Here is an 8,116-nt window from a genome sequence, read left to right as displayed (position 1 = left end):
GACCATCAGCATCGAGGAAGGCCCGCTTCTATGTGCGGAAGCGACCCGGAGTGGGGAATTTCAGTGAGCAGAACTGGGGAATTTCAGTGAGCGCCGTCAACGGCATGCTGCCTCCCCGGGACCGCCAACTGGCGGCGTTCGAACGCTGGCTCGAGGAGAGAATCGTGTCTCTTGCCGACCATCGCGAGATCCAAGCACCGATCGAACGCTTCGGCCGCTGGTATCACTTGAAACGACTCCGGGCGAGGTCGCTGCCCGGCAAGAACATGAACTTCGCCGTCCGGTCAGCGAAGCAGGAAATCACCGAGTCGGGACGATTCCTCGCCTGGCTCCTATCCGAGCACGACGCCACCCACACCGACATCCGTCAGTCGCACCTCGACGACTACCTCGCCTCCGGACCATCCACTCGCCATGCCATCAACACCTTCATCGCGTGGCTCGTCACATCACGCGATATCGCGAAAGTCCGGGTCCCCCGTCGTGAGGCACGATCGACCCCGATCTTGACGCAGGCAGCCAGAATCGACCACATCCGCGTCTGCCTCACCGCCGGAGAAATGCCCGCCGCAGACCGCGTCGCCGCACTCATCCTGCTGCTCTACGCACACCCTGTCGGAAAGATCACAGCCCTGAAAACCAGCGCACTCGAAGCCCGACCCGATGGCCTCTACCTGCGCCTGGGATCGGTGCCCGCCCTACTGCCCGCGCAAGTCGCGGCAACCTTCTGGGACTACGTCCACAACCGCCCCAACCAGCAAACTGTCAACACCGACAGCCCTTGGCTCTTTCCCGGCAACCTGCCTGGCCAACACACCCATCCAGAAACCATGCTGAACCGACTTCGCAACTGGGGCATCGACCTCAACGGCGTCAGAAACACCGCCCTGCGCGACCTCGCCAGAGAACTCAATCCCACCGCCTTAGCCAACTCGCTCGGCTACAGCAGCAAGATAATCCACCAGCACTCCGCCGCCGCCGGAGCGCCACACGCCGACTACATCAACCTCAAATCATCACAGCTGCAGACCTCACCCAGGCTCAGCTCCGTGAAGGATTAGGACTCTTTCGGATAAGTCCAGTTCCCGCTTGCGGATACTGCGCCACTATTGGACCCCCGGACGCGGCTGTAGTGTGACGCCACGCGCCACGCGCCACGCCAACTTCGGGAACGCAGCGTTGAAAGGTGAGGATCCGTGACCGACCAGCGACCCGACCGGAGAGCCGAGTCCTTCGAACGACTGTTTTCGGAGTACGTCGCCCACCACCAATCGCCGACCACAGAGTTTGTGATGCCCCGGCTGGCCGACCTGATTCTGAAGCGACGTGGGATCTCACTGCTGAGCAGCCGGGGCGCCATCCTGACGGCGGCCTTCAGCGCCTCGGTCGCACTGGGGATCCCGCTGGTCCTGACCGCCTTTGCCGGCCAATGGGCGGAGGCTCCGGTCATGCGCTGGGCACTGATCGCCCTCGCGATGGGACTTCTCGACGGATGGACCGTGGCCGGATGGGCCGAACCGACACGGAGCCTGAACGCCGTGCTGCACACGATCGCGCGCGACTGCGATCTGCGATCTGCGACAAGTGCTGACATTCTGCCGGCGCTGGTACCGGATGCGGGTGAGCACGCTGGCCGCGTCGGCACTGACGGTGTTCGTCGTCCTGCTCGCCGGTCTGGTCGCCCCGGTCCCCCTCAGCCGGCTTCAGATCGGAAGCACCGCGCTCCTGATGATCATTTTTTACTACGCCGGCGAAATGATGTTCGCCAGCGTGATCCCCTGGCTCGTGATAAGTTTGCAGGCTCGTTTCGATCATCGTCTATTCTGGCCCAGCCCAGCGGACTCGATGGCCGTCCAGGAGCAGCTCCGTGCTCTGGCGAGGGTGGATTTCGCCCGCGGACTGGGAGTCACCGCCTACCTGGTTCTGGTTGGAGTTCTGCTGTCGGTGACATCACCGTTGCTTCTGCCCATCGCGTTCGCTCTCATCGTGACCGGTTATGTCGCGACGCTGGTCTCCATCGTCAGTTCGCGTTCCGCTGTTCGGAAGATCATCCGCCGCGGTGTGGATAACAACCTGGCACTTCTGCAGTTCCGGATCGAGTCTTTCGGCGCGGTGCTCAGCGAGCTCCCCGCGACTGCTCTGGAACGGGTCCGGCAGCTGATCGCCGTGCACGACCTGATCCGCGACTCCCCCACCAGTCCGAAACGGAGGCAGGCGCTGAGCCATGCGGTGGGATCGTTGTTCATCCCGACGATCACGTTCCTGGCCGCGGTGTTCGCCCAGGAATACTCGGGACGAATCCTGGACAACCTGCTCCCGTAGCTCCTCCAGCTACTCGCCCAGGGGGCCATCCCGGACGAGGTCGACCAGCCAATCCGCCAGCATCTGTCCGTACACCGGATCGGGAGCCTGGCCATGCTGGTGCGCGTGCCAGCGTGCGGCCGCGGCTGTCGTCGAATGGAGCGAGATGAAGTCGGTCAGAGGACAGCCGGCGAGCACAGTCGGGTGGGGCGAGGCCCAGCGCAGAAACTGCCAGTGGTACGCAAGGGCCCCGAGGGCGCTCTGTACCGCGTCGGCACGAAGCGGGAAGGTGAACCCGGCCACCCATCCGGGCACCTCATCCGCCGGCATCGGACGGGCGAAGAAGTATCCCTGCCCCAGTGGAACTCCCAGGACGCTCGCTGCCTCGGCCATCCCGGCGTCCTCGAGTCCTTCGATCACCACGCTGACGCCGAAGTCACGACCCATTTGGGTCAGGGCCGAGACCAGGCTCAACGTCTCCACCGGTCTGGACCGGATCTCGACGAGTAGACCGCGGTCGAGTTTGATCGTGTCGAAGGGCAGCGCGAACAGTCGCTGCAGGCTGCTGTACCCCGAGCCCAGATCGTCCAGGGCGAGCCCCACTCCCAGACGGAGGAGACGATCGATCGCCTCGATCTGCACCTCCGATTCGACCGCCAGCGTCTCCAGCAATTCCAGACCGAGCCGGTCCGGCGCGATGCCGTGGCGCCGCATCGCATTGCTGACCCACCGCGGACAATCCGGGTTCCGAAGCGTCGACGGGGAGATATTCACTGAGACACTGGTCGACAGGCCCCCGTCGTCCCAGCGAGCGAGGCAGCGGAGTGCCTCGTTCAGGCCCCGCCGGAACAACTCGTCGAGGTCGGCATCATCCAGGGCGGGAAGGAACCGGGCCGGTGGAATCACCGTGCCGTCCGAGAGGGTCAGCCGGGCCAGGGCTTCGACTCGACTGAGTCGGCCGGTTCGCAGATCCAGCACGGGCTGCATGAACATGGACAGTCCCCCGGCGAACAACTGCTCCCGATCGGACCTGCCGGTAGACAGGTCCCCCACGTCCGGCAGGTCCCCCACGCCGTCGACGTCCCGATCCACCGCTTCCTCGGGAACGTCCGGCGCCAGCGTCCACCACGGGCCCGCGGGGCGGCCCTCCCTGGCCCGGCGGAGCGCAGCATCCGCTTGATGAAAAAGGAAACCGGTCGTGCCGTCACCCGTGATGCGGGCCAATCCCATGCTCAGATCGATGGTGCAGTCCTGGTCCAGGTCCGTGAACGAGAAGGGCGTTTGCACAGCCTCGTGCAGGCGCGCCAGCTCATCCTCCAACCGGGTTCCTCCGTCGATGTTCTCGAGGACGACGGCGAACAGATCGCCGCCGAGGCACGCCAGGAAGTCACCGTCCGCCAGCAGCTCCCGCATCCGGCGTCCGAGTTGTTTGAGCAGACTGTCGCCCGCCTCGTACCCGAAGGTGCTGTTGATCGAGCGGAGCGCGACGACGTCGATCATGGCCAGCACTGCGCCCTCGGCGGGGCGACGGGAGGACAGGTGCTGATCCAGTGCCCGGCGGTTCGGCAGGCCGGTCACCGGGTCGTGCCCGGCCTGGAACCGCAATTGCTCCTGGTGTGCCATTCGCGCGGTGACGTCACGCTGGACGCTGACGAAGTGGGTGATCGTTCCTGCCTCGTCGCGCAGCGGCCTGATGCTCAGGCTGTTCCAGAACGGGGAACCGTCTTTTCGGTAGTTGAGGATATCTCCCTCATACGATTCCCCATAACTGAGTGCCCGCCGGATTGCTGCCGTGACGCCGGGGTCGGATCCGGGCCCCTGCAGAATACGGCAGTCCTGGCCCAGGAGTTCGGCTTCGTCATAGCCCGTGATGGCGGTGAAGGATCCGCTGACGTGAAGGATCCGCTGCCGGGCATCGGTGATCAGGGAGGCCTGGGATGTGGCGGAGAATGCCCGAGCCAGGAGCCTTTTCACCTCGCTGCGTGCGGCGGCGGTTGTCGGATGGTCAGGGAATGTCGCCCGCAGTCCGAATTCGGACGCGACCGACATTCGCGCGCGCGCCGGCCATTGATGGGTCACGCTGACAGACCACGGTCGGGGGAAGAACTCAAGGTGCCGGCCTTCGAATCGCGAGAGGATGCAGGCCGGAAACCGAGCTTCGCGACCCTGTCGACACGGGACCGGTGCCGGTCATGCCCACAGCTCCCCATCCTACTGAAGGGGGCGCGCGTGCTCGGGAACGCCGTCCCCTATTCCTCGCCGAATCCTGATTCCAGCAGATTGGCCAGGGCCTCGACCGCTTCCGCTCCGTGCTCGTCGGAGGACGAGATCTCGGCGGTCATGCCCCGGATCAGGCCCAGGCCCATGATGGCCAGCAGACTGGACGCATCCTTGCCGTTCACCGTCACGCGTGCGTTGAGGGTGCTGGCCAGCTTGACGAAGTCGGCGGCGGGCCGAGCGTGCAGGCCGTCCCTGTTGACGAGTGTCACCCTGCGGGTGACAACAGGAGCAACGGGAGGTGCTGCCTCCACGGCCGGCGATAGGTGAACGGCCGAGCGGGCGGCCTTCTCCACGGCATCGAGATCTCCCCCGACCTCGGCTGCCACGGCGGCTGCGACGCCGCCTTCGACCAGGGGCGCGTCAACGATGCGCACGCGCGCTCGCACGTCTTCGGCCAGGAAGTCGAGCGCCGTCTCTGCGGTAAGAATGGCGGAGCCCAGATCGCAGAGCAGTGCGACGCCGGCACCCGCATCCGCCTGCACGATGCCGGTGGCCACTTTCTCGAAACTCGTCCCGATATCGCCTTCGTCGGTTCCCCCCGCCGGGATGAGGGCGGTGTTCGGCGCCATTTGGCGCGCCAGATCCACCAAACCTTCCGCGATTTTGGCGCTGTGCGAGACGAAGACCAGGCCGACCCGACCTTTCCTAGCGTCCACTTTCACGCCGCCGCCGTGTCTGCGGCCGCACGCAGCAGCAGGGCCGACGACTGGGCGCCGGGATCTCGATGGCCGATGGCCCTCTCCCCCAGGTAGCTCGCCCGGCCCTTACGCGCCACCCAGGGTTCCGTCGCGACCGCTCCCGCCTCCGCGGCGTTCGCTGCCGCAATCAGGATGTCCAGATCGTTGGCCCCTGCCTCGTGGGCGGCGGCGGCCGCGTCGACGGCCGGAGTCCAGGCGTCAACCATGGTCTTGTCTCCTAATTCCGCCTTGCCGCGCAGGACGATGCCGTCCCTGGCGGCCGTGAGCAGCGCCACCAGCGCGGCGCCGTCAAGCTCGAGCGCACCGGCCACGGCCACGGCGGCCTTCAGGAACGCCGTGCCGTACAGCGGACCGGCGGCGCCACCCACCGTGGAGATCAGTGTGGTCGCGACGAGCTTGAAAACGTCCCCGGGGGCGGCATCCGCCGGTAGATCGTCGAGCTTCCCGAGCACCGCTTGAAAACCCCTGTCCATGTTCTCGCCGTGGTCACCGTCGCCGATCTCGCGGTCCAGGTTGATCAGCTCCACCCGGTGTTCGCTCATGACATCCGCGCTGGTCCTGATCCAGGCCTTCGCCCAGGTGGCACCCAAGTTCATTCGATCTCCCTCTACCGTCCCCACCGTAGCGCCGCCGTCTGGACCGGCGCATCCCACAGGGTGGTCAATTCCTGGTCCAGTTTCAGTACCGTGATCGACATGCCCTGCATTTCGAGTGAGGTCGTGAAATTCCCGACCAGGGTCCGAGTGACCGTGAGGCCCTTCGCCGCAAGGACCTCGGCGGCGTGCCGGAAGACGATGTAGAGCTCGATCTGCGGCGTCCCGCCCATGCCGTTGACCATGAGGAGAACCTCGTCGCCGCTTACGAAGGGGATGTCGTCGAGGATGGGGCCGAGCAGCCGGTCGACGATGGCATCAGCGGGTTCAAGCCTGATTCGTTCCCGTCCCGGCTCACCGTGGATGCCGATTCCGATCTCGATCTCGTCCTCAGCCAGGGTGAAGCTCGGTTCGCCGGCATGCGGCACGACGCACGGCGTCAGAGCCACCCCCATCGACCGCACCCGCGCGATGACCTTCTCCGCCACCGTCGCCACCGCATCCAGGTTGTCCCCCCGGTCTGCGGCCGCCCCGGCAATCTTCTCGACCAGCACCGTTCCGGCGACGCCGCGTCGGCCGGCCGTATAGAGGGAGTCCTTCACCGCGACGTCGTCGTTGACGAGCACCGAGCGCACCTCGATGCCGTCCGCGGCGGCCAAATCGGCCGCCGTCTCGAAGTTGAGGACGTCGCCGGTGTAGTTCTTGACGATGTGAAGCACTCCCGCTCCCCCGTCAACGGCCTTCGTCGCGGCGAGGATGGGGTCCGGTGTCGGGGATGTGAACACGGCGCCGGGAACAGCGGCGTCGAGCATTCCGAATCCAACGAAACCACCGTGCATCGGTTCGTGACCGCTGCCTCCTCCGCTGACCAGTCCGACCTTCCCCGCCACCGGTGCGTCCTTGCGCACGATGAAGTTGGGATCCTGGTGCACGCTCACCAGGTCGGCGTGGGCTGCCCCGAACCCGGCAACAGCCTCATCCACCACGTTCTTTGGATCATTGACGAGTTTCTTCATGGCTCTTCCTTCGATCGGGATGACAGGACGGCACGACCGCGGTGCCGTGCCGTAGGAACTTCGCCTACCCGCTTCAATCTACGCGTGGGCGCAACGGCTGATAAGGGCCAAAATCAGCGGGAAAGTCTTCCCATTCCCCTCCGGAAAGCACCGGGCTATGGTGATGCAAACCGCACACCAACATGGGATCGCTCCGGCATCTCCCGCCCGGCAAGGAAGGTCAACGTGGACAATATCGGAGTTGTGTTTTTGTCGGAGGTCGTGGGGACGGCGCTGCTGGTCCTCCTCGGAACCGGCGTGGTCGCCAACGTCGCTCTGGCCAAGAACAAGGGCCTCGGCGGCGGGTTCCTGATGGTCACCATCGGCTGGGGCTTCGCGGTCTTCGTCGGTGTGATCGCTGCCTATAATTCCGGCGCACACCTGAACCCGGCCGTCACTCTCGGCCTCGTCGCGTCGGGCGCCACCGAGTTCGGATCCGGCGTCCCCGTCAATTTCCTCTCGGTCCTGACATACATCGCAGCCCAGTTCCTGGGTGCTTTCATCGGGGCGGTCTTCTGCTGGCTGGCCTACCGGCAGCACTTCGATGCGGAGCCGAACCCGGCCAACAAGCTGGGCGTGTTCTCGACCGGCCCGGCCATCCGTTCCTACGGCTGGAACATGGTCACCGAGATCATCGGCACCTTCGTGCTCGTGTTCGTGGTTCTGGCCTTCGGCGGCGGCCGCCAGGGCGAAAGCGGTGGCCTCGCGGCCCTCGGCGCACTGCCGGTGGCCCTGCTAGTTCTCGTGATCGGCACCTCCCTCGGCGGACCGACCGGCTACGCCATCAACCCGGCCCGTGACCTTGGGCCGCGGATCGCGCACTTCGTGCTTCCGATCAAGGGCAAGGGTTCCTCAGACTGGGCCTACTCCTGGGTTCCGGTCGTCGGGCCGGTGATCGGCGGGGTGCTGGCCGGCTGGGCGTCCCTGGTCCTGCTCCCCATCCTCACCTAGCGCTGAAGGGTGGGCCGATTCGACATCTGAATCGGCCCATTTTTTTGCTGTCCGCCCGGTTTCACCGCAACTCTGTTTTCCGCTCCGACTTCCCGCACCACCCACTAGGAGGAATTCCATGGCCAAGCACGTCATCGCAATCGACCAGGGCACCACCAGTACCCGCGCGATCATCTTCGACAAGGCCGGGACGATCATTTCCGCCGGTCAGCTCGAGCACGAGCAGATCTTCCCCCGG

Annotated in this window: 7 protein-coding genes and 1 pseudogene; 4 read left to right on the top strand and 4 right to left on the bottom strand. The window is 65.5% G+C overall.

What is annotated here, in order from left to right; all coding sequences use genetic code 11:
* Both E3O49_RS12310 and E3O49_RS12305 read left to right on the top strand, forming a co-directional pair.
* A pseudogene (locus tag E3O49_RS12310) lies at positions 1-1,061 on the top strand (hypothetical protein); the annotation flags it as partial.
* A 559-nt stretch (positions 1,062-1,620) separates the two neighbouring features.
* Positions 1,621-2,322, top strand: coding sequence for a hypothetical protein (locus E3O49_RS12305; RefSeq protein ID WP_134451712.1), 702 nt, complete (start codon positions 1,621-1,623; stop codon positions 2,320-2,322).
* 9 nt (positions 2,323-2,331) lie between these two features.
* Here E3O49_RS12305 and E3O49_RS12300 read toward each other — a convergent pair whose 3' ends face one another.
* The 4 genes from E3O49_RS12300 to dhaK form a co-directional block, all read right to left on the bottom strand.
* The gene (locus tag E3O49_RS12300; protein WP_134367155.1) at positions 2,332-4,350 is read right to left on the bottom strand and encodes a putative bifunctional diguanylate cyclase/phosphodiesterase; all 2,019 of its coding nucleotides are present in this window, start codon (positions 4,348-4,350) and stop codon (positions 2,332-2,334) included.
* A gap of 200 nt (positions 4,351-4,550) precedes the next feature.
* The gene (dhaM, locus tag E3O49_RS12295) at positions 4,551-5,168 is read right to left on the bottom strand and encodes a dihydroxyacetone kinase phosphoryl donor subunit DhaM (protein ID WP_338144999.1); all 618 of its coding nucleotides are present in this window, start codon (positions 5,166-5,168) and stop codon (positions 4,551-4,553) included.
* A 71-nt stretch (positions 5,169-5,239) separates the two neighbouring features.
* Positions 5,240-5,875 (bottom strand): dihydroxyacetone kinase subunit DhaL, encoded by a 636-nt coding sequence (dhaL, locus tag E3O49_RS12290; RefSeq protein ID WP_134405573.1) that lies wholly within the window; start codon positions 5,873-5,875, stop codon positions 5,240-5,242.
* Positions 5,876-5,886: 11 nt separating this feature from the next.
* Entirely contained in the window at positions 5,887-6,888 is a 1,002-nt protein-coding gene (gene dhaK, locus E3O49_RS12285; protein WP_134451710.1) for a dihydroxyacetone kinase subunit DhaK, read from the bottom strand.
* Positions 6,889-7,113: 225 nt separating this feature from the next.
* Between dhaK and E3O49_RS12280 the strand changes: the two genes are divergently transcribed.
* A complete protein-coding gene (locus E3O49_RS12280) occupies positions 7,114-7,878 on the top strand; it encodes an MIP/aquaporin family protein (protein ID WP_134402663.1) in 765 nt (254 codons plus the stop codon).
* 118 nt (positions 7,879-7,996) lie between these two features.
* The coding region (locus E3O49_RS12275) for an FGGY family carbohydrate kinase (RefSeq protein ID WP_134367149.1) at positions 7,997-8,116 on the top strand (120 nt) is incomplete at its 3' end.

It is taken from the genome of Cryobacterium shii (genome assembly GCF_004402595.1).
Taxonomy (GTDB): Bacteria; Actinomycetota; Actinomycetes; order Actinomycetales; family Microbacteriaceae; genus Cryobacterium; species Cryobacterium shii.
Note: the sequence above shows the minus strand (reverse complement) of the source record. Positions and strands in the feature narration are given on the sequence as shown.